Source organism: Bacillus sp. BB51/4, from assembly GCF_008368845.1.
Lineage (GTDB): Bacteria > Bacillota > Bacilli > Bacillales > Bacillaceae_G > Bacillus_A > Bacillus_A wiedmannii.
In genome coordinates this window covers 355,684-374,468 of the sequence record NZ_QOSC01000014.1, presented here as the reverse complement: position 1 = coordinate 374,468, position 18,785 = coordinate 355,684, and the positions used below count along the sequence as shown (strand labels likewise).

The following is an 18,785-nucleotide window of genomic DNA, read 5'->3' as shown; positions in this document are numbered from 1 at the left end:
TCTCCCTACAGTAAGCTCTCCGCCAATCCTGGAACACGTACTCCTCTTTCTCTCGTTAACTTTTTAAACTCCTCTGTCAATTGTTTCGTTACACTTCCTGGTTTCCCATCTCCAATTTCTCTTGAATCAACTTTTACAACTGGAATTAATTCTGCTGCCGTTCCCGTTAAAAATACTTCATCTGCTACATATACGTCATGGCGAGTAAATGGCCTTTCCTCACACGGAATATTAAGTCGCTCACATAGCTCGATAACACTATTTCTCGTAATACCTTCTAGCGCTCCTAAATAAGAAGGGGGTGTTAACACTTTTCCATCTTTCACAACGAAAACATTATCACCAGATCCTTCACAAACATATCCTTGCTGATTTAACATAAGGGCCTCTAACACTCCCGCTTGTGCCGCTTCAATTTTTACCAGTACGTTATTTAAGTAGTTCATTGACTTAATGCGTGGGTCTAATGCATCTGGCGTGTTACGTCTTGATGCAACAGATACAACGCTTAGTCCATTATCATAAAATTCCTGTGGGAATAACTTTAATTGTTCTGCAATGATAATAACGCTCGGTTTCACACAACTTCTAGGATCGAGCCCTAAGTCACCTTTTCCTCTTGAAACAATTAATCGAATGTAGGCATCCGCATACTCGTTTTTTTGCAATGTTTGTAAAACTGCTTCTTCCATTTCTTCAACCGTCAGCGGGATTGTAAGTAAAATAGATTTTGCCGATTCATATAATCGTTTTACATGTTCTTTTAAACAAAATACATTTCCACCGTAACTACGAATCCCTTCAAATACACCATCTCCGTATAAAAAACCGTGATCATATACTGAAACAACCGCCTTTTCTTTTTCTACAAATTCCCCATTCATGTAAATGTACTGGTTTCCCATCTCACATCGCTCCTCTTTTTTTCTCTCTATTTTTGCAATCTATTTCTATATCGATTGCTGAGATGAGTATTTTTAACAGAATATTCAGTATATAAACCTTAAAAATATACTCGTCTCAACAATCGATCACTTACACACTTGTAGCAATCCATTGCTGAGACGAGGGAATCGCGGTACCACTCAGCTTCCTTACACTTCTCACGAAATATAAGCTCTGCAAGTCCAATTAGACTTTTTGTTTTTCTATCGGAAACAACTCCGCTACTTTTTACTAATTTTCAAAAGTAGTGCTCCGAGGTGATCTTCAATGATGAAATTGTTACCACCCTCACAGCTTCTAGGCAGCTCTCTGAAACAATTTTTATCATTTACTCTCCTCTTCTACGCATTCTCTTATTTTATTTTTTAAAATAAAAACTCTCGCCTCAGCAATCAACTACTACAATTTAGAAGATTAAAACTCTCACCCGAGCATTCCACTTCAACAATTACATTTCTTGATTGCTGAGGCGAGAGTTTCGCGTTACCACTCAGCTTCCTTATACTTCTCACGAAATATAAGCTTTGTAGGTCCAATTAGACCCCCGTCCTTTTACCGGAGACGATGCCGCCGCCCTCTACTCAGTTTCCCTTTCGCAAGCGATGCTCCGAGGTGATCTTCAATGATTCGATTGTTACTACTCTCGCAGCCTTGGAGTAGCTCTCTGAAACGATCATAATCATCTACTTTCCTCTTCTTTGCATATACAACATATAAAGTTAGAAAATTCTTAATTAACTTTTATTTGTTAAACGTATTATAGGACGTTGTTCTTTTCATTGTCAACATGTTTTCAGAAAATATTTTTAATAATACATATATTTTCGAATCTTTTTTATTGCGCAATAAAAATTTTTGTATAATACTATATAAAACATATATATTTAGGAGGATTACAACAATGTTCGAAAAAACATACGAACTCGCAACCTTCGCAGGCGGTTGCTTTTGGTGCATGGTAAAGCCATTTGATGAACTTCCTGGTATTCATAAAGTACTTTCTGGCTATGCAGGTGGTCATGTAGAAAACCCAACATATGAACAGGTAAAAGCTGGTACATCTGGTCATTTAGAAGTTGTACAAATTACATTCGATCCTTCTATTTTTCCATATAAAAAATTACTAGATTTATATTGGCCACAAATCGATCCAACTGATGATGGTGGACAATTTTTTGACCGCGGTCCCTCTTATCGCACTGCTATTTTTTATCACAATAAAACGCAAAAAGAGCTTGCTGAAAAATCAAAACAAGCTCTTGCAGAAAGCGGTATGTTTAAAGAGCCAATCGTAACTGAAATTCGCCCGGCTGCACCTTTTTATGAGGCTGAAGAATACCATCAACATTTTTATAAAAAGAACCCAGAGAAATATGCTACTGAGCAAAAAGAATCTGGCCGTGAAGATTTTATAAAAGAAAATTGGCAAAAGAAATAATAAAAACGCATCGTGCTTTTTTAGTACGATGCGTTTTTATTTTTGATAAAAGTACCATACAATGATAAAAACAACAGCTGTTAATCTCCAAAGTACTATCTCGTTTTTTACTCTATTCTTTTTCTTACTCATTTCATCCCCTCCTAGTAGCAATTAAACATAGTCAAGACTTCCTTTGTTTAATTGTCCACTTGATGAATGTGAATAAATCCGTAAAAATTCTTATAGCAAGACCACCAATGATTCCGATTGCAATTGAAATTACTAACATCTGTACAAAACTAAGAGTAGTTGTGTATGTTATATAGAGAACAACGCATACAAGTAAAACATCCGGTAAAGAAAGCAAAAACTTTTTAAGCATTTCTTCAGCTCTCCTATGCTTTATTTATCTCTTCTACTGTAGCTTTGAAATAAAGCTTGTTCAAAAATTCCATTTAGACCCTCTTTTTAAAAGGGATCCTTATCTACATATCCTATTCCATAATTACTCCTAAAATAGAATAATATTACTAGTGATTTATTGTAAAGCAACCATTTTCATTCCATATCAACAAATCGTTATTAAAAACTAATTACCGGGCAATCGGATATTGTGCCAACTGCTTACAATGCATTGACCGTATGTATTATCACCTACTGCCACAACGGTGCCATCTGATTTCAGACCGACTGTATGCGCACAACCAGCCGCTATCGCTACAATATCACTCCAATCGCTTACATTACATTGACCATACTCATTCGAACCCCTTGCCACTACAGTACCATCTGATTTCAGACCGACTGTATGCTTACTCCCTGCCGCTATTTCCACAATATCACGCCAGCTGCTTGCATCACATTGGCCATGTTTATTATTACCAACAGCCATCACCGTTCCATCCGATTTTAGACCTACAGTATGAAGATAACCTGCCGCCAATGCCACCATACCACTCCAGTCACTTACATCGCATTGTCCATATCGATTATTCCCCACTGTGGTCACTGTGCCGTCCAATTTAAGACCGACTGTATGCCAGTCACCTGCCGTGACCGCCACAATATCACGCCAGCTGCTTACATTGCATTCTCCTTCTTTATTTCGGCCCACCGCTATTACCGTACCATCCGGTTTAAGGCCAAGGGTACGACGCCACCCTGTCGCAACCGATACAATATTATGCCATTCGTTTACATCACATTGATCATGCTTATTCCACCCCACCGCTTCCACAGTACTATCACTTTTCAGAGCGATTGTATGGGCATTACCCGTGTTCGTCGCCATATGAACATTGCCCGCTGCGACTGCTTCAATATCACACCAACGGCTTACATTGCATTCTCCTTCTTTATTTCGCCCTACTGCCACAACTGTGCCATCCGATTTAAGAGCAACTGTATGACCACGACCTGCCGCTATCGTACCTTTAGGCCACCGTTTCACTTTTAATATCTCTTCGTAATTCATGTTTTACCTCCTTGCATATAAGCAACTGTATCCAAATAGATATTTTTATCTAATTTCATTATAAATGACCCGATTTTTTTTATAAATTTACAACTATAAAAGAAGCCTATTATTACTTCTTCAAAAAATAAAAACCTCCAGTTTCAATACTAGAGGTTTTTTCTTTATTTCTTCAATCGTTCAATAAAATCGTTCAATTTATCAAGTGATTTCATATTCTGATTACAAGCTACACCATCTTTGCAAATATAGTTTCCCTTTTTAACGAAAGTTCCTTGTACATCACCTTTAATTTCAACTAAAAACATCCCTACTTCTTCATGTCCATGACATAATGAACAAATGCTTTTTTTATTTAAACTTTGGAACGTTCCTTGCAGACCAACAAACTTATTTTTATCATTTTTTGCTATAATAAATTTCCTGCTTGATCCCTTATCAATCCAACTTAAATAAGATAATTCTTTCATATCCAGTTCTTCCATATCAGGCAGTTTTAACTTTTTCGCTTTAGGAAATAATTTTTTTAATGTTTGTGCTGTAACTTCCTGAAATGGAATGACATACGGATTTATTTTCATTAAAAACGATTCTGCATCTTCTCTATTTTGAACTGTTAATACCGTATCCATTAACTCTTTTTGTTCATCCGTTAAATTCTCAAATACATGTATTATCTTTTCAATCGCTAGTGATTTTAACGCTTGAATTACACCTCTATCATTTGCCGTTGCATGCCCGTTTGCTAAAATATAAGCTTGTGACTTTATAAAATTATATTGATCACTTCTAATAAAAGCTTCCATCTTTATCACTCCATACAAATTGTTGATCTAGTTTTATTGTATACAATGATTCAGCTTTTTGATATGTAAAAGATAAATTAGAAACGAATATTACATACATCGATTATTCTCTACCGCTTCATTTCCTGACAAAAGAAGCCATCATCTGTCTTCCATTCTGCATATAATACGTCTTCAAATTTAGTAATCCCTTTTTGTTTTATTTGTTTATAAAGCCATCCTTCATCAAAGCCTGCTTCCCTCAAATTATCTTTCACTACTTTTCCATCACTAATTAATGAAATTGGTAAGTATACAGGCTTATGTTTCAAACTTAAATCATTTATAGTCGGTGATTCATACTTGCTCTTTTTCAGAACGCTTATGTTCCCATTAGGTTCCAAAATCATATACTCCACTTCTCGGATTGAAAATATATCTTTTTGTTGTCTTAGCATTTGTTGTAATTGGTTAATGTCCAAATGATTTACACTTAATTGTTCACGATCAATCTTTCCATTACGAATAATAATAGAAGGATACCCTTCAAAAAACCTTCTTGTTCCTCTTATTTTTTGTGTGATAACTTCTATTGTATAAATTAAAATTACCCAAACAAATACTGAATATAAAATAGACCACACTTTAATTTTAGGATCATATATTGAATTTCCAACAAGCTCACCAAGAACAATAGCAGAAATAAAATCAAATGGCGTCAGCTGAGATATTTGTGTTTTTCCTAATATTTTCGTAGCAATTAATAGAACAAAAAAACCAATTAAAAGCTCTATCGTTATTTGTCCAATATGATTCATAGATGGTCACCTTTCTGCTTTTCACTCAAATATTCTGTTTAATAAAAAAACGGCACATTTTTTCTATTATCTTTCCCATTCATACGCAACATATCCAATATTCACAAAACAAAAAGAGTCTAGTTCAAAATAATATTTGAACTAGACTCTTTTTATTTTCATTTAGAATACACAATCTTTTTAATCGTTTCTCCGGAAAGAAAATATTCCTCTGCAAGTTGATGAATGGAAATTCCGCTTTTAAACGCTTCTTTAATTGCTTTATTTCTTTCATCTAGTTGTTTTCTTCCTCCAGATCGTGTACCCCATTTATAATGTTTTGTTTCTTGTTTTGGAATGTAAATTGTTTCACCTTGTATATACTTTTGAATTTCAGTAATTAAACTTTCTGGTAAAACTGTCGCAGCTTTTACGTATTTCATTTCTGCTCGCCCCTTATTTTTTATGATTCATTTCAATAAGGTGCAAAGCCAAATATAAAAAATGATACGAGCTCATTTAGGCGATTGTATATTACTTGTCTACCTCACGCAAAGTATCGCCATTTCCATACTTGGCTTTGCATGAGACGTTGCAGTGTCCGGCAATTGAATTATAATCGCCATGTAAACACCTCCTAATATACCTTTTACATTTTATTATATGATAAATTCCTTCCCCTTGCATCCACATCCTTTTTAAAGCATGAAACTACTTAGTTTGATATAATACTTTTTAGTCCAATCCAAAAGTATAGTGAGGTTGCTTTATGAAAAAGAAAATAATCATTACAATCGTTACATTATTCATTATTACTGTAGCATTATTCGGAACATACAAATTGATGAACGCAAGAAGTTTTCAATTGTTTGGAGATTTAACAAACCGAGTAGAAACAGATGAAAAAGTGATAGCTTTAACTTTTGATGATGGCCCTACTAGCAATGTAAAACAAATATTACCGCTACTAGATAAATACAATGCAAAAGCTACTTTCTTTTTAATCGGAAATGAATTAGAGAAAAATCTATCGTTAGGAGAAGCTATCGCACACTCTGGACACCAACTTGGAAATCATACATATTCTCATAACAGAATGGTTTTTAAAACACCTTCTTTTATTAAAGAAGAAATTGAAAAAACGAATTCATTAATCCGCCAAACAGGATATACAGGCGAAATTGATTTTAGACCACCTAACGGAAAAAAGCTAATTGGTCTGCCCTATTATTTAAATAAAAACAATATCGAAACAATCACATGGGATCTTGAACCTGATACTTTTTATAAATCTGCTGCTGATAAAATTGAATATGTTAATAAAAATGTAAAACCAGGTTCTATCATTTTACTGCACTCTATGTATGATGAGTCTAATAAAAATTTACAGACCATTGAAGGTATTTTAGATTCTTTATCTAAGAAGGGATATCAGTTCGTAACAGTAAACGAACTACAAAAAAGAGCAAAATAAAGTGAAACTTTAATCAGTGGGGGCTTTTACGGGCAGTTGATCCCCCACCTAACTTCTTCGCTTTCGCTGAGTTTTGAGGCGGGGGTCTTACTTCCCGTTAATGCGGGATAAAAAGGTAGCGTATCATAAAATGATACGCTACCTTTCTCTTTAAATAATGCCAAGTACATTTAAGAATACGATAATTATCGCAATTGGTGCGATAAAGCGAAGTAAGAATAACCATAATACGAACAGTTTATAGCCTTTATTTTTACTTACACCAAGTTCTTTCATTAATACATCTTTCTTCATTTTTAAAGGAACAAAGATAGAAACTAATAAAACACCAAGTGGCATTAGTACGTTACTCACTGCATAGTCCGCTAAATCAAAGATTGTCTTTCCGAAAATCTTCAGATCACTTAATATACCAAATGATAATGCTGATGGTACTCCCACAACGAAGATTAATAACCCTACGATTAAGGCCGTTTTTTCACGTTTGCCTTTACCTTTTGATGTTAACGACGCAACACTAATTTCTAGCATAGAAATAGCAGATGTAATCGTTGCGAAGAAGAACAGCAATAAGAAAATAACGAAGAATACTTTTCCGAACGCCATTTTACTGAAAATAGCAGGTAATACGATAAATAATAATCCTGGCCCTTGAGATGGTTCTAATCCAAATGCAAATACAACTGGGAAAATTGCAAGTCCTGCAAGTAATGTAATTACTAATGTTAAAGCTACGATAGAAAATGCTGAACGCGGTAAACTTTCTTCCTTCGGTAAGTATGAACTATATGTTACCATTACTGCTACACCGACCGATAATGAGAAGAACGATTGACCCATCGCATATAAAATAACTTCTGATGTTACATGTGAGAAATCAGGTTGTAAGAAGAAACGAACTCCTTCTCCCGCGCCGTCTAATGTAAGAGCACGAACAATTAATACAAAGAATAAAACGAATAGCGCTGGCATGAAATATTTATTTACTTTTTCAACACCGTTTTGTACGCCTTTACTTACGATAAAAATAGTAATAAGAATGAATAATAACTGTGCTCCTACTGCTAAATAAGGATTGGAAATGATTTCACCAAACGTAGCTTCGTATGCGCCATTTCCTTCCCATAGTCTACCTGTAATTGCATTCCATAAGTATAATAAAATCCATCCCCCTACAACACTGTAGAAAGAAAGTAATATGAAACAAGTTACAATCCCTAATTTCCCTAACCATGGCCATAATGTTTTTGGTGCGATTTCTCTATATGCATCAACAGCCTCTTTTTGTGTACTTCTTCCGATAACGAATTCAGCTAATAATAGCGGTAAACCAATTAATAATGTGAAACCGATGAAAATAAGGAAGAACGCCCCGCCTCCTCCGATGCCGGCCATATATGGGAATTTCCAAATCGCCCCAAGGCCAATTGCTGAACCTGCTGCAGCTAATACGAAACCTAATTTCGATGTCCATTGCTGTGAATTCATTTATTATTCTCCTCTCTATCTCTTTTTCTTTGTTACAATTCGATATTTATATTGTTCTATCCATACTCTTTTCTAATACGTTCACTTCCCCCCTACTAATAAAAAACGCCCCTACGTAAATACGTAGGGACGACAAAAATATCGCGGTACCACCCTAGTTATGAAGATACACCAAAGTTAGGACCTAAATAAAAAACGTCCCTACGCAAATACGTAGGGACGATAAATTATCGCGGTACCACCCTAGTTATGAAGCCACACCAAAGTTAGGACCTAAATAAAAAACGTCCCTACGTAAATACGTAGGGACGATAAATATCGCGGTACCACCCTAGTTGTGAAACAATCTTCACCACTTTATTTGATAACGGTATAAACTACCGTCTTTCATTTCCTCATAATGTGAGATTTATGAAAGATGCTCCAGGACGAACTTCATGAATAATCTATATACTGATTCACACCAACCATCAGCTCTCTGAAATAGGGAGATATTCACTACTATACCCTTTCATTGCCCAAATATTATTTTCCGAATTGATTACTATCATTTTTATCATACATTAAAAATAGTGTCAACTTATATTTTGAATTTTTATGTATTACATTCTATTTAAAAATGTAAAATATGACTTTTAAATGAATAATATTAGAATATTTATGTTCCATACTATATTAACTACTCTAACAGGTTTATAGTAGTATACGATAAATGCAAGACAGCACGAGTAGGAGGAAAGAATTTTGTCTACTTCAAAAGTTTTAAAAGGTACTGCTTTATTAAGTGGTGCGACAATGATATCACGTATATTAGGTTTTATATACTTCTTCCCTTTTCAATTATTAGTCGGAACACAAGGGGTCGCTTTATATGGATATGCATACTCTTGGTACGGTATTTTATTAAGCTTCTCAACTGCCGGTATTCCTATTGCCGTTTCTAAATTTGTTGCAAAACATAATGCGCTCGGTGATTATAGTACAAGCAAAAAATTATACAACTCAAGCGTAAAATTAATGCTGTTTATGGGCTTTTTAGGGTTTTTAACTTTATTTATTGGAGCACCGTACATATCACAATTTATTATTCGCTCAAAAACGCCAGATTCACAATTTATCGCTGACGTAACACTTACGATGCGAGCATTAAGTTTCGCACTTATTATCGTACCAGCTATGAGTGTTACACGTGGTTATTTCCAAGGTTTTCAACATATGAAACCAAGTGCCGTTTCTCAAGTCGTAGAACAAATTGCGCGCGTTGTTTTCATTTTAGTTGGTAGTTTTATCGTCTCAAAACTATTAGGAGGTTCAATCGCCTCTTCTGTTGCAGTTGCTACGTTTGGCGCTGTTATCGGGGCACTTGCCAGCGTTTCGATTTTAATGCTGTACTGGAAAAAATATAATAGATTAAAGCCTCCCGAAGGAGAATTAAAGTCAAGAGCATCGAATATCCCATTAAAAAATATTTATATGGAATTACTTCGATATGCAATCCCAATTGTATTTGTCGGCATTGCAATTCCGCTCTATACGTTAGTAGATCAATATACTGTAGCTGATGTCCTTAGAGCTATGGGAGAGCCGTTAGAAACAGCGAATGCAGTGTTCGCTTATATAACGAACTATGCCCAAAAGTTAATTATGATTCCAGCTTCACTTGCAACTGGATTCTCATTAACGATCATTCCAGCAATAACGAAATCTTATACAAGCGGGAAACTAGAAGAATTACAAGAACAAATTGCAAAGATATTTCAAGTCTTGTTATTCTTCACTATCCCAGCTGCATTCGGTCTTGCTAGTATCGCTTATGATGCATTCCGTATGGTTTATGTGAATCCTGAAATTGCACTTGGTGGATCACAATATTTAATTTCATTTGCACCTTCTGCTATATTAAGTGCGATTTTCACAGTTTCAGCAGCTATTTTACAAGGAATCGATTATCAAAGAAAAACGATGATTGCTTTCTCAGTCGGTATTCTCGTTAAAGTTTTAGTAAATACACCGCTCTTACATTTATTTGGCGGACACGGTGCTGTAATTGGAACAATTCTTGGATACCTCGTTTCCAATGTTATTATGTTGTACTGCATCATTAAGTTTGCGAAATTTAAAATTGGCGAAACAGCAAAAACAGTACTTCTTATTACAATCTACTCCGCAGCGATGTCTGCTGTTGTAATTGCTTTAAAAGCTATTTTAAAATGGTTAATTCCTGGACAATCTTATATCGAATCACTGCTTATTGTATGTATTTGTGGCGTCGCAGGAGGACTTGTTTACCTTTTATTCGTCCTAACGAGCGGACTTGCTTCACATATTCTCGGTGATAGGATTCAGCGATTACCCGTACTAGGTAAATTAGTCAAATAAAAAGAAGGGATGTAACGCATTGTTACATCCCTTCTTTTTCACTTCGCATATTGAATATGTTTTTGTTGTTCCGTAATATGTAATTCTGGAGCATGTTGTTCTACTAAATGTAATAGCTCTTCGATTAACACTTCTAACTCCTGTACACTATACTCCGGTTTCCCTATTAACATATTCGCCATACGCTCATATAAGTTTTCAGGCTTAATACTCATTCGTTCCACATTATTCGGCATCCATTTGAACGCCGGGTGATGCACATACATTCGGTTTAAACCAAATAAGACCCCAAATATATTCCTTTGTACTTCACACATAACATCATATAGCATAAGCCAATCTTTTCGTTTTAAAAGAGCCTCTCGATTATGCCAGCGATTGCTTAACCAAAGATTTTCTGAAATCATCCGTTTCACTAAATCTTCTGGATACGCTACCACTCTATCTTTTAATTCATTCACTTTCTCTTCTCCATACAAACTAACACCATCATGAACGGATGATACGATACATTGTTTTTCATAACTTATATCATATTGATCCACCACATCCGAAATCACTTTCTCTACTGTTTCTGTTAAAAAGTTACTAATCTCTAATTTAATTCCCTCTTTTGTCAAATATGTTTCCGACCATTCTTCTTCCTCATAAGGATGATATGACAAAATCGCTCCACCAATATGATTAATAGGCCCTTTACGATCCTCATCCTCTGGTGGCGTTGACCATAATATATGTAATTCTATATCCGAATGTTCATCTTCTAACTTTCTAGCTACTGAACCTGCTAAAATAATAGCTTCGATCTTCGGATTTCTCCTATAAACCTCCGACATTTCTATCGCTTTCTCTTTTAATCCCACTTCATTTCCCCCTATAATTGCAGTACACCCTTACTTTTTCATTTATCTATTTCGATATTGCGTATTACATTCCCTTTTCAAATTCCCACTAAATCATATTTTTACCCAATAACGCTGAACAATTTCCCCAGTATGAGAAGAAACTACTTCATTTTCTAAAACACCGCCAACCTTTTGAATCGTTTTAGCCGAAGCAATATTAGCTTTATCGCAAGTTATTAACACTTTCTGTAACCCTAACTTTTGTGCTTCATATAATGCGAGCTTCAATTGTTTTGTCGCGTAGCCTTGGCGACGTTTATTCGGATGAACACTATATCCAATATGACCACTTTCCCGCAATAATTCTTCGTTTAATCGATGTCTAATATTCATAAAACCTATAAGTTCCCCGTTTTCAAAACTTAAAAATTGGCTAGACGGTACTCGATTACCTTGTAAGTTTTCTCCCAGTTCCTGTTTACTCACTTTTTCAAACCATTCATCAAGTGCAGCAAAATTTTGTAAAGAACTACTGCCATGTGGTTGTTCATCCGCATGTAAAAATGCCTCTCGATACTCCATAATTTGTTCGCTATATTCATTTGTCGGTTTTAATAGTTTCATTGTGTTTCTCCTCTCTTAATATCCTATAACAAACCCCTTAATAGCTCTATTTCACCATTAAGGGGTTTCTATCATTTTTATTCAAATAATCCCATACTTAAATACCGTTCTCCCGTATCAGGTGCAATACATAAAACTTTTTTACCAGCGCCTAATCGTTTTGCTATCATAATCGCTGCATAAACAGAAGCTCCAGAAGATGGCCCTACTAATAAACCCTCTTGTCTTGCTAAGTTTCTCATTGTCGTTAAAGCCTCTTCGTCTGCAATTTGAATAATTTCGTTATACACTTCTGTATTTAAGTTTTTTGGGATAAATCCTGGACTTGTTCCTACTAGCTTATGAGGACCTGGAACACCGCCTGATAAAACGGGAGATCCTTTCGGTTCTACTACTGCAATATATAAGTTTGGTAGTTTTTCTTTTAACGTTTCCCCAGTCCCTGTAATAGTTCCACCAGTTCCTGCCGTTGCAACAAATGCATCAAGCTCCCCATCCATTTGTTCATAAATTTCAAGTGCAGTCGTATAACGATGAATATTCGGGTTTGCTGGATTTTCAAATTGTTGCGGAATAAAACTATTTGGTATTTGCTTTTGCAGTTCTAACGCCTTCGCAATCGCTCCTGGCATTCTTTGTTCTGCCGGTGTTAAAACTACTTCTGCTCCATATGCTTTCAATAAATTTATACGCTCTTTTGACATATTGTCTGGCATAATTAAAATCGCTTTATACCCTTTCGCAGCTGCATTCATCGCTAAACCTATTCCTGTATTACCACTTGTTGGCTCAATAATTGTATCTCCTGGTTTGATAAGACCATTCTCTTCTGCAACGTGCAGTAAATTATAGGCAGCACGGTCTTTCACACTGCGTGATGGATTAAACATTTCTAGTTTTACATACACATCTGCTGCGTCTTCTGGAATAAATTTAGATAATCGGACGACAGGTGTATCTCCTATTAATTCTGTAACATTTTCACATAATTTCATAGTGCATCCCCTATTCTATCGTTTTCTTATCACTTGGTAATAACCAAGAAGTAAGTCCAATTAATGGTAGACAACTACATAGTAACATAATGAATTGTAGACTATATATGTCAGCCAATTTCCCAAGGACTACAGAACCTAAAGCGCCGAGTCCAAACGCAAGCCCTACAATTAATCCAGATACCATCCCTACTTTTCCAGGAACAAGCTCTTGCGCATAAACAACAATTACACTAAAACTACTTGAACTAATAAAACCAATACATAAAAATAGCGGTACGACCCATACGAGCGAAACGTGAGGTAATAAAAGTGCAAGTGGGGCTGAACCAAGCATTGAAAATACAATAATTGTTTTCTTTCCAAATCGATCTGCTAACGGTCCACCAAAGAAAGTTCCTAATACACCGGCAATCATAAATGCGAATACGAAATACTGGGCATTTTTTATAGATAAACCGTAATGCTCAATTAAGTAAAATTGATAAAAATTCCCAATACCAGCACCGTACCAAGAACGTACAAAAGTAAGAAAAACAAGAAGTATAATAACAAATTTAATATGTGTACTTACTATCGCATTTTCAGCCTCAAGCGCAGCCCTCTTCTTTCTTCTTACAGCACCAGTAGCTAATTCATTCCTATACCAATTTGATACGAAAATTAATAATACAATTCCTACCGCTGCAAAAGCTGTAAAACCTAAAGAGCCAATTTGGCCGAGTGGAACGAAAATTAACGCTGTAAAAATAGGAGCTAGGGAATTCCCTGTATTTCCTCCCACTTGATAAATTGCTTGTGCTAAACCTCGTTTTGCCCCTGCCGCCATATAAGCAACACGAGCACCTTCTGGATGGAAGACTGCGGAACCTAATCCGATAAATAAAACAGAAATAATAACAATAATAAAGTTCGGTGCAAATGCAAGTCCAATCATCCCAAGCATACTCGAAAACATACCGAGCGGTAATAAAAATGGTGACGGCTTCTTATCAGAATACATACCAAAAACCGGCTGCATAATCGATGACGTCATATTTAACGCAAACGCAATCCACCCTACTTGCATATAGGATAAATTCATCGTTTTTTCCAAAATAGGAAACAATGCCGGCACAACTGCTTGCATCGAGTCATTTAAAAAGTGACCGAAACTAATCGCAAATAGTATTCGATATATCGTCGGTGTTTCTATTGTATTTTTTTTCGAAACTGCCTGCATATATGAATCTCTCCTTCCTGTACAAAATATATATTTATTACAGCAGGTGTAATAAAGTAAGACTTTAATCTCGATAAATTCTGACTTTTGAAACATTTCTATTCTATACTGGTTTCATTTCTTTTTCCAGAAATATCACTTCTTAAATAATATATTTTTTCTATACGTTTTATCGGATTTATTTATAGAAATTTTCTATATTTTCTTTTATAATAGGACGGAGATGAATGGAAGGATGACAACTATGAAGAAAAAAACAAAAGGAATCGTTGCACTCTCAATCACATTATCTATGTTTTTAACAGCATGTGGTCAAAAACAAGAGGCAACAACTACCGGAGAAAAGAAAAAAGAATCTTCAAAACAAGTATTAAACATTGTAGAAGCTGGGGAAATTTCTACACTTGATTCATCTATCGCAACTGATGGGTTTTCTTACGCTGCATTAAACAACGTAATGGAGGGATTATATATGCCTGGTCCTGACAATAAACCTGTTCCTGCGGCAGCTGAATCATACAAACTGAGCGAAGACGGAAAAACATATACATTCACATTACACGATTCAAAATGGTCAAATGGTGATCCAGTGACTGCTCATGATTTTGAATACGCATGGAAACGTGCTATAAACCCAGAAACTGCTTCTGAATACGCACATATTATGTTCGATATTAAAAACGCTGAAAAAATAAATAAAAAAGAATTACCAATTGATTCATTTGGTGTAAAGGCGATTGATAATAAAACGCTTGAAGTACAGTTAGAACACCCTGTTCCATACTTGTTAGGGTTAATGGGATTTGCAACATTTTATCCTCAAAACCAAAAGGTTGTAGAAACACAAGGGAAAAATTACGGACTTGAAGCTGCAAATGTAGTTTATAACGGGCCGTTTCAATTAAGTGAATGGAAACATGATACAAGTTATAAAATGAAAAAAAACCCGAACTACTGGGATAATAAAAACGTTAAATTAAATGAAATTAATGTAAATATCGTAAAAGATACTTCAACAGCCGTTAATTTATTTGAAAGCAAACAAGTAGACCGAATTACAATTAATTCAGAGTTTGTTGATAAATATCAAAAAGATCCGAGCTTAAAGAAAATGGAACGTCCTTCCGTGACATTTTTCCGATTTAGCCAAAAGAATCCTTTATTAGCAAACAAAAACGCTCGAAAAGCTATTTCGCTCGCTTTTGATAAACAAGGAATCGCAACAACGATTTTAAATAATGGTTCTATCCCTGCGAATGCATTCGTTCCGAAAGGATTCGTAAAAGGACCTGATAATAAAGATTTTCGCAGTACAAGTAATGTAAAAGTAGAAACAAATGTGAAAGAAGCTAAAGCACTATGGGAAACTGCGAAAAAAGAAACAAACTTACAAAACACTTCTCTTTCAATCATAACAACTGATGAATCTAACGATAAAAAAATTAGTGAGTTTTTAAAAGGTGAACTAGAGAAAAACTTACCTGGACTAAAAATCACATTACAACCCCTTCCAGTAAAGGCATTTTTAGACCGTGAAGGAAATGGCGATTTTGAAATTTCACTTTCCACTTGGGGACCGGATTATCCTGATCCTACAACATTTTTAAATATGTTCGTCACAGACGGACCGTTTAATAAGATGAGTTACTCAAACAAACAATACGACGAATTAATTGAGAAAACGAGCTCTACTTTAGTAACTGACTTACCAGCACGTTGGAAAGCGTTCCAAGATGCAGAGAAAATCTTACTTGAAGATGATGCAGCTATCGCTCCAATCTTCCAATCAGGACTTGTATATTTAGAACGTCCAACAGTAAAAGATGTTGTTGTTCGTCCATTTGCAGGAATTTATTCTTATAAATGGGCCTCTATTACAGAATAAGAAAAAGGCGATCCTAAAGCATATTAGGATCGCCTTTTTTATTAAATTGCAAAACGCTTATACTTCTCGTAATCGCTCGTCTTACATTCTACTTCTAGTTTCGTACCTTCGTTTTCATAACTCGTAGATAGAACGTGCGCATGATTATTAAAATAAGAAACTACCTGTCCTTGATCATACGGAATTAACATTTCACACTTCGTATACTCTTTATAGATGTGTGAGCGAATCATTTCTACAAGTTCTTCAATTCCAACATGTTTCTTCGCTGATAAATAAACGCGGTCTTCTTGCACTTTCGGAATTTCAACATCTACCATATCTGATTTATTATAAGCATAGATTGTTGGAATATTTTCTACTCCAATTTTCTTTAACGTTTCATTTGTAATATCAATTAACTGTTCATAATTTGGATTTGCGTAATCTACAACATGAATAAGTAAGTCTGCTTCCGCTACCTCTTCCAATGTTGAACGGAATGCTTTTACAAGATGATGCGGTAATTTACTTACAAACCCAACAGTATCTGTTAATAAGAATGATTTGTTATCTGGCAAATCAATATTTCGTACAGATGTTTCTAACGTCGCGAATAACATATCTTTTTCAAATACTTGTTTTTCTTCTGTACCATTATAAATTTCAAGCATCGCATTCATCGTCGTTGACTTTCCTGCGTTCGTATAACCTACTAATGCTACAACTGGTACTTCATTTTTCTTACGTTGCTTTCGCTGTGTTTGACGCTGCGCAACAAGTGCTTCTAGATCTTTATTTAAAACTGAAATCTGTTCTTCAATTTTACGACGATCTAACTCTAATTTCTTCTCACCGACACCTTTATTTTTCGTGCCAACTCCGCCGCTCTGTCTCCCTAACGATTCACGAAGACCTATTAAACGAGGCATCATATACTGAAGGTGCGCTACCTCTACTTGCAACTGCGCTTCTTTCGTTTTCGCACGTTGCGCAAAAATATCTAAAATTAATATGGTACGGTCAATTACTTTGCAATCTAAATCCGCTTCTAAATTTCGAATTTGAGAAGGAGATAATTCGTCGTTAAAGATTACCATATTCGCATCTACTTCATTTACATAAGCTGCTACTTCTTCGATTTTTCCCTTTCCAATATAATGGGATGGATTTACTCGTTGTAAATTTTGCGTCACTTGTCCAATTACCTCTACATCACAAGCTTCTGCAAGATTTGTTAGCTCTTCCATTGAATATGCAAAATCATCTTCATTACCTAAATTTACTCCAACTAAAACTGCTCTTTGTAATAATTCTTCCATATATTTATTCCTCCATTTCGATTACGTAAAATAAAAAACACAGGTTACTGCCTGTGTTTTCGTAAACGGATAAGGGTTCACCAAAGAAATAGAAGAAAGTTATACTTTCATCCTATCTCATAGTCAAAAAGTCCCATGATCATATACGCATCCACAATAAGTGTTCACCTATACGATCCCATTCTATTTATAAAGGCAAAACAAAAAGAGGGCGTATTCGTCCCTCCCTCTTTTTCACATATAAGCTTAATAAAGGGTTCCTTTAAAATAGGCAGACCAATCCCGTTCACTCTGCACACAGACAGAGCCTTTGAGCGCTATTCAATTATTTGCACAAAGTATTGAGACGTAATCTGATTAAGATCAAAGGAAGCCCCTCCGTTCATTTTAAGTTACATAAAGTGTAGCATAAGTAATTCGCTTTCACAAGATTAAACCACCTATAGAAACAGAAAGAAAATCCTTATATATTTACTTTAATTGTCATTTTTTGCGCGTTCTTCTTACACTAAAAATCACAAGAGCTACTATTAGTAACAGACCTATAGAAAGGGTAACAACTTGCCACCAACTGAAACCGCTGACCATCTTCCCTTTTAAATCGACTTTCTTCGTCGGAATAGACTCTTTTGCAATTTGACTTAAAGCCACTTTGTCCGCCCCTGCCTCATCTAATCTCTTCGTTCCACTACAACTATGTGTGTGTAATTGTTTTTCTGATCCTCTTTGAGAAGAATATACTAAATACTCTCCTCCTTCTACAAAGTGAAATACACAATCACCACCATTTGTATATACAATAATTTGCGAAAAAGTTGTCCCTTTCCAAATTTTCTTCACTTCAAATAATACTTCAATCCCAACCCCTTCTTTCCTTCCAACCTCAATTACCTTCCCCTCAAATACTACATCGTTTTTTTGAAATGCATCTTCTGCTGATACGTTAATACAATCACAAGCATAAGATTTCCCTGGAAAAATAATAAGAATAAAGCTACAAATAATGACAACAGGCAATATATACAAAATTCTTTTCAAAGAGCCCAACTCTCTTCATTATCAATTTAAAAACTTATCGTATATTATTTTTTACAACACTCGCCAAATTCCTTCATAGTAAGTTAAGCTTTTTCGTTTCAATACAATAAAAG

General features: G+C 35.3%; 17 protein-coding genes and 3 other annotated features. Of the genes, 4 read left to right on the top strand and 13 right to left on the bottom strand.

Going from position 1 to position 18,785, the window contains the following annotated elements; all coding sequences use genetic code 11:
- Positions 1-5: 5 nt before the first annotated feature.
- Positions 6-905, bottom strand: a complete 900-nt coding sequence (gene ilvE, locus DN392_RS21720; RefSeq protein WP_000528139.1) for a branched-chain-amino-acid transaminase — start codon at positions 903-905, stop codon at positions 6-8.
- Between the two features lie 152 nt (positions 906-1,057).
- Positions 1,058-1,298, bottom strand: a binding site (T-box leader).
- A gap of 109 nt (positions 1,299-1,407) precedes the next feature.
- Positions 1,408-1,653 (bottom strand) — a binding site (T-box leader).
- A 193-nt stretch (positions 1,654-1,846) separates the two neighbouring features.
- Here ilvE and msrA point away from each other — a divergent pair.
- Entirely contained in the window at positions 1,847-2,383 is a 537-nt protein-coding gene (gene msrA, locus DN392_RS21715; protein WP_088321363.1) for a peptide-methionine (S)-S-oxide reductase MsrA, read from the top strand.
- Positions 2,384-2,546: 163 nt separating this feature from the next.
- On the opposite strand, the gene DN392_RS21710 is transcribed toward msrA, so the two are convergent.
- From DN392_RS21710 to DN392_RS21690, 5 genes are all read right to left on the bottom strand, one after another.
- The gene (locus DN392_RS21710; protein ID WP_000913391.1) at positions 2,547-2,747 is read right to left on the bottom strand and encodes a hypothetical protein; all 201 of its coding nucleotides are present in this window, start codon (positions 2,745-2,747) and stop codon (positions 2,547-2,549) included.
- A 207-nt stretch (positions 2,748-2,954) separates the two neighbouring features.
- Positions 2,955-3,839: an RCC1 domain-containing protein gene (locus tag DN392_RS21705; protein ID WP_061673181.1), complete on the bottom strand. Its 885-nt coding sequence runs from the start codon at positions 3,837-3,839 to the stop codon at positions 2,955-2,957.
- Positions 3,840-4,003: 164 nt separating this feature from the next.
- The gene (locus DN392_RS21700; protein WP_000387080.1) at positions 4,004-4,645 is read right to left on the bottom strand and encodes a FusB/FusC family EF-G-binding protein; all 642 of its coding nucleotides are present in this window, start codon (positions 4,643-4,645) and stop codon (positions 4,004-4,006) included.
- A gap of 110 nt (positions 4,646-4,755) precedes the next feature.
- Positions 4,756-5,442, bottom strand: a complete 687-nt coding sequence (locus DN392_RS21695; RefSeq protein WP_001015533.1) for a DUF421 domain-containing protein — start codon at positions 5,440-5,442, stop codon at positions 4,756-4,758.
- A 158-nt stretch (positions 5,443-5,600) separates the two neighbouring features.
- On the bottom strand, positions 5,601-5,864 hold the full coding sequence (locus tag DN392_RS21690; RefSeq protein ID WP_000878310.1) for a CD3324 family protein: 264 nt from the start codon (positions 5,862-5,864) through the stop codon (positions 5,601-5,603).
- Between the two features lie 326 nt (positions 5,865-6,190).
- Here DN392_RS21690 and DN392_RS21685 point away from each other — a divergent pair, with 326 nt between their 5' ends.
- Complete coding sequence (locus DN392_RS21685) at positions 6,191-6,895, top strand: polysaccharide deacetylase family protein (RefSeq protein WP_061673182.1); 705 nt, start codon at positions 6,191-6,193, stop codon at positions 6,893-6,895.
- A 150-nt stretch (positions 6,896-7,045) separates the two neighbouring features.
- On the opposite strand, the gene DN392_RS21680 is transcribed toward DN392_RS21685, so the two are convergent.
- A complete protein-coding gene (locus tag DN392_RS21680) occupies positions 7,046-8,383 on the bottom strand; it encodes a sodium-dependent transporter (protein ID WP_001088179.1) in 1,338 nt (445 codons plus the stop codon).
- A 301-nt stretch (positions 8,384-8,684) separates the two neighbouring features.
- Positions 8,685-8,907: a binding site (T-box leader), on the bottom strand.
- Between the two features lie 220 nt (positions 8,908-9,127).
- Between DN392_RS21680 and DN392_RS21675 the strand changes: the two genes are divergently transcribed.
- Entirely contained in the window at positions 9,128-10,762 is a 1,635-nt protein-coding gene (locus DN392_RS21675; protein WP_061673183.1) for a putative polysaccharide biosynthesis protein, read from the top strand.
- A gap of 38 nt (positions 10,763-10,800) precedes the next feature.
- On the opposite strand, the gene DN392_RS21670 is transcribed toward DN392_RS21675, so the two are convergent.
- From DN392_RS21670 to DN392_RS21655, 4 genes are all read right to left on the bottom strand, one after another.
- Entirely contained in the window at positions 10,801-11,625 is an 825-nt protein-coding gene (locus DN392_RS21670; protein WP_071743300.1) for a DUF4037 domain-containing protein, read from the bottom strand.
- 93 nt (positions 11,626-11,718) lie between these two features.
- Complete coding sequence (locus DN392_RS21665) at positions 11,719-12,231, bottom strand: GNAT family N-acetyltransferase (protein WP_061673185.1); 513 nt, start codon at positions 12,229-12,231, stop codon at positions 11,719-11,721.
- A 77-nt stretch (positions 12,232-12,308) separates the two neighbouring features.
- On the bottom strand, positions 12,309-13,226 hold the full coding sequence (gene cysK, locus DN392_RS21660) for a cysteine synthase A (protein ID WP_000762271.1): 918 nt from the start codon (positions 13,224-13,226) through the stop codon (positions 12,309-12,311).
- A 10-nt stretch (positions 13,227-13,236) separates the two neighbouring features.
- Positions 13,237-14,448 (bottom strand): MFS transporter, encoded by a 1,212-nt coding sequence (locus DN392_RS21655; RefSeq protein WP_061673186.1) that lies wholly within the window; start codon positions 14,446-14,448, stop codon positions 13,237-13,239.
- A 244-nt stretch (positions 14,449-14,692) separates the two neighbouring features.
- On the opposite strand from DN392_RS21655, the gene DN392_RS21650 reads away from it, so the two are divergent.
- Positions 14,693-16,333: a peptide ABC transporter substrate-binding protein gene (locus DN392_RS21650; RefSeq protein ID WP_071743303.1), complete on the top strand. Its 1,641-nt coding sequence runs from the start codon at positions 14,693-14,695 to the stop codon at positions 16,331-16,333.
- A 41-nt stretch (positions 16,334-16,374) separates the two neighbouring features.
- Here the strand turns inward: DN392_RS21650 and hflX are convergent, their stop codons facing one another.
- Together hflX and DN392_RS21640 are read right to left on the bottom strand one after the other, a co-directional pair.
- Positions 16,375-17,634: a GTPase HflX gene (hflX, locus tag DN392_RS21645; protein ID WP_061673188.1), complete on the bottom strand. Its 1,260-nt coding sequence runs from the start codon at positions 17,632-17,634 to the stop codon at positions 16,375-16,377.
- 483 nt (positions 17,635-18,117) lie between these two features.
- Positions 18,118-18,672 (bottom strand): cobalamin biosynthesis protein CbiN, encoded by a 555-nt coding sequence (locus DN392_RS21640; protein ID WP_071743307.1) that lies wholly within the window; start codon positions 18,670-18,672, stop codon positions 18,118-18,120.
- Between the last annotated feature and the right edge of the window lie 113 nt (positions 18,673-18,785).

Bases quoted from the DNA above. Each gene is read 5' to 3' on its own strand.
- DN392_RS21650 (WP_071743303.1), top strand. From the start codon at position 14,693: ATGAAGAAAAAAACAAAAGGAATCGTTGCACTCTCAATCACATTATCT.
- DN392_RS21690 (WP_000878310.1), bottom strand. From the start codon at position 5,864: ATGAAATACGTAAAAGCTGCGACAGTTTTACCAGAAAGTTTAATTACT.
- cysK (WP_000762271.1), bottom strand. From the start codon at position 13,226: ATGAAATTATGTGAAAATGTTACAGAATTAATAGGAGATACACCTGTC.
- DN392_RS21700 (WP_000387080.1), bottom strand. From the start codon at position 4,645: ATGGAAGCTTTTATTAGAAGTGATCAATATAATTTTATAAAGTCACAA.
- DN392_RS21665 (WP_061673185.1), bottom strand. From the start codon at position 12,231: ATGAAACTATTAAAACCGACAAATGAATATAGCGAACAAATTATGGAG.
- DN392_RS21710 (WP_000913391.1), bottom strand. From the start codon at position 2,747: ATGCTTAAAAAGTTTTTGCTTTCTTTACCGGATGTTTTACTTGTATGC.
- hflX (WP_061673188.1), bottom strand. From the start codon at position 17,634: ATGGAAGAATTATTACAAAGAGCAGTTTTAGTTGGAGTAAATTTAGGT.
- ilvE (WP_000528139.1), bottom strand. From the start codon at position 905: ATGGGAAACCAGTACATTTACATGAATGGGGAATTTGTAGAAAAAGAA.
- DN392_RS21705 (WP_061673181.1), bottom strand. From the start codon at position 3,839: ATGAATTACGAAGAGATATTAAAAGTGAAACGGTGGCCTAAAGGTACG.
- DN392_RS21655 (WP_061673186.1), bottom strand. From the start codon at position 14,448: ATGCAGGCAGTTTCGAAAAAAAATACAATAGAAACACCGACGATATAT.
- DN392_RS21685 (WP_061673182.1), top strand. From the start codon at position 6,191: ATGAAAAAGAAAATAATCATTACAATCGTTACATTATTCATTATTACT.
- DN392_RS21680 (WP_001088179.1), bottom strand. From the start codon at position 8,383: ATGAATTCACAGCAATGGACATCGAAATTAGGTTTCGTATTAGCTGCA.
- msrA (WP_088321363.1), top strand. From the start codon at position 1,847: ATGTTCGAAAAAACATACGAACTCGCAACCTTCGCAGGCGGTTGCTTT.
- DN392_RS21695 (WP_001015533.1), bottom strand. From the start codon at position 5,442: ATGAATCATATTGGACAAATAACGATAGAGCTTTTAATTGGTTTTTTT.